This window comes from Streptomyces sp. NPDC007205 (assembly GCF_040634095.1).
Lineage (GTDB): Bacteria > Actinomycetota > Actinomycetes > Streptomycetales > Streptomycetaceae > Streptomyces.
The window spans coordinates 4,695-6,606 of the sequence record NZ_JBEYEW010000101.1 but is presented as its reverse complement, the minus strand read 5'-3'; the positions used below and the strand labels follow the sequence as shown (position 1 = coordinate 6,606).

Sequence of the window (1,912 nt, the reverse complement as noted above, 5' to 3'; positions counted from 1 at the left end):
CCGCCGAAGTTCGACAAGACCGATTACAAGCAGCGGCATGCGGTCGAGTGCGGGATCAACCGGCTCAAGCGCCACCGGGCCGTGGCCACGAGGTATGACAAGCTCGCCGTCCGCTACGAAGCGACCGTGCTGGTCGCAGCCATCAACGAGTGGCTATGACCAGCACTTTCACAACACGCCCTAGCGGTGCCTCCACTCGTGCCTCTACAGTGGCGGTATGCCGAAGATTTCTGTGGACCTCGATCAAGACGAGCTGGACCGCCTGAACGAGTACGCCAAGACCAAGGGCGTCTCGACACGCTCGCTCGCTCGCACAGTGCTCGTGGCCGAGGCGAATCGGGCCGCCTTCATAAACGCTGCCCGCACCGCCTATTCCGTGGCTCTGGCCGCTGTCGAAGATGCCCCTGAAGGTCTTCGTTGAGCCCGATCGTCTACGTGGACCCCGGATGGCTGCTGACCATCCAGTCCGAGGCCGCGCCGGCCAACGTGGACATCACCGACTGGGGAGCCCTGCACTGGACGGGCTCCGCCCACAGATATGAGCAGATCGCGGGCTCCCCGTACTACGAGGAGCCGGAGGTTCGCGGGGCGACGTTCCTCTACCTCGGGCTGACGCTGAAGCCGTTCGCTGACTACAACCTGGTCATCGGCTGGTCGGCCTCGCAGGCGTACATGCAGCTCTCCGGGCTTCCTGTCGCCCCGGAGCCCAAGGCACTGTGGGCCCTGGCCGGAGAAATCCGCGCCGGAGAGGCAGGGCTACGGGACACCGCAGCAGCCATCCGCTCGTGGCGCGCCGAGCCCGAAGCCTGACCGGCCCCGGCGTGCACCGCCGGGACCGCCATAGGTCAGCTACCGCCTGACTTCCACCACGTGCGTCTTCTCGCGAAGCAGCGCGAGCACCGCATGGGATCCTGGACCAGCCGAATCTGCAGGTGATTGACACTGCTGAGGCGGATCTGGGCGGGGACGACGACGAGGCCGACGAGTGCGAAGCTGCCTTCCCCGGCGACGAAGAAGTCCTGCCGGAGGAAGAGGAGTTCTACGCCGAGATCATGGGCAGCCGGTGAGCCGGGCGGAGGAAGCCGGTGTTTTCGAGGGAGACGACCGGCAGTACTCGCCCACCCGGCTGGAGGGCTGGCTGGAATTCGCGAACAGCCCCGGGCGAAGCCAGCCCGAGAGGCTCTCTCACTCGCAGCTGGCGGCCCTATCCGGCCCCGCCGACCATCCCGCACGCCCCGTGCGCACCGCGTGCCTCACCGAGGACGGACGCGGCCACACCCCCACCGTCGCCCTGCGGCCCGGGGAGCAGGTGCAGATCGACACCACCCGCCTGGACGTCCTGGCACTGTTCGACGACGGGACCCTCGGCCGGCCCGAGATGACCATCGCGGTGGACGTCGCCACCAGGGCGATCCTGGCCGCCGTACTGTGCCCGGGCGGCACGCAGGCCGTGGACGCGGCCCTGCTGCTGGCCGAGATGGCCGTCCCCCACCCGGCCCGGCACACCTGGCCGGACGCCCTGCACTTCACCCACACCCAATGCCCGCCCACAAGCGGCTGCTGACCCTGGACGAACGCCTCAAGAAGGCGGCCGCCCGCCCGGTCGTGGTACCTGAGACGATCGTCGTCGACCGCGGCAAAGTCTTCCTGTCCAGGACGTTCACCGCCGCCTGCGAGACCCTCGGCATCAGTGTGCAGCCCGCCCCGCCGTTCGCTCCCACCCCCACTCCTCAACTTGATAACGCCCTTGGGCGCGTTACCGGTTTCCCAGGCGCTGCACGACTACCGCCGCTTCCGATCTTCGGCCTGCTGTTCCTGTCGGCGTTGCTGGTCGGCCTTCCGCTGGTCCTCCACCTGCTGTTCCTGTCGGCGTTGCTGGTCGGCCTTCCGCTGGTCCTCCACCTGCTGTTCC

The 1,912-nt window shown here is 68.0% G+C and carries 3 protein-coding genes and 1 pseudogene; all 4 read left to right on the top strand.

The genetic code is table 11. From position 1 onward, the window contains the following. Positions 1-217: 217 nt before the first annotated feature. Positions 218-421, top strand: coding sequence for a hypothetical protein (locus ABZ624_RS41650; protein WP_360100731.1), 204 nt, complete (start codon positions 218-220; stop codon positions 419-421). Then, positions 418-810, top strand: coding sequence for a hypothetical protein (locus tag ABZ624_RS41645; protein WP_360100728.1), 393 nt, complete (start codon positions 418-420; stop codon positions 808-810). The genes ABZ624_RS41650 and ABZ624_RS41645 overlap by 4 nt, the downstream gene beginning before the upstream one ends. A 122-nt stretch (positions 811-932) precedes the next feature. After that, entirely contained in the window at positions 933-1,067 is a 135-nt protein-coding gene (locus ABZ624_RS41640) for a hypothetical protein (RefSeq protein WP_360100725.1), read from the top strand. Between the two features lie 137 nt (positions 1,068-1,204). After that, positions 1,205-1,722 (top strand): annotated as a pseudogene (locus ABZ624_RS41635) (transposase family protein); the annotation flags it as partial. Positions 1,723-1,912 lie beyond the last annotated feature (190 nt).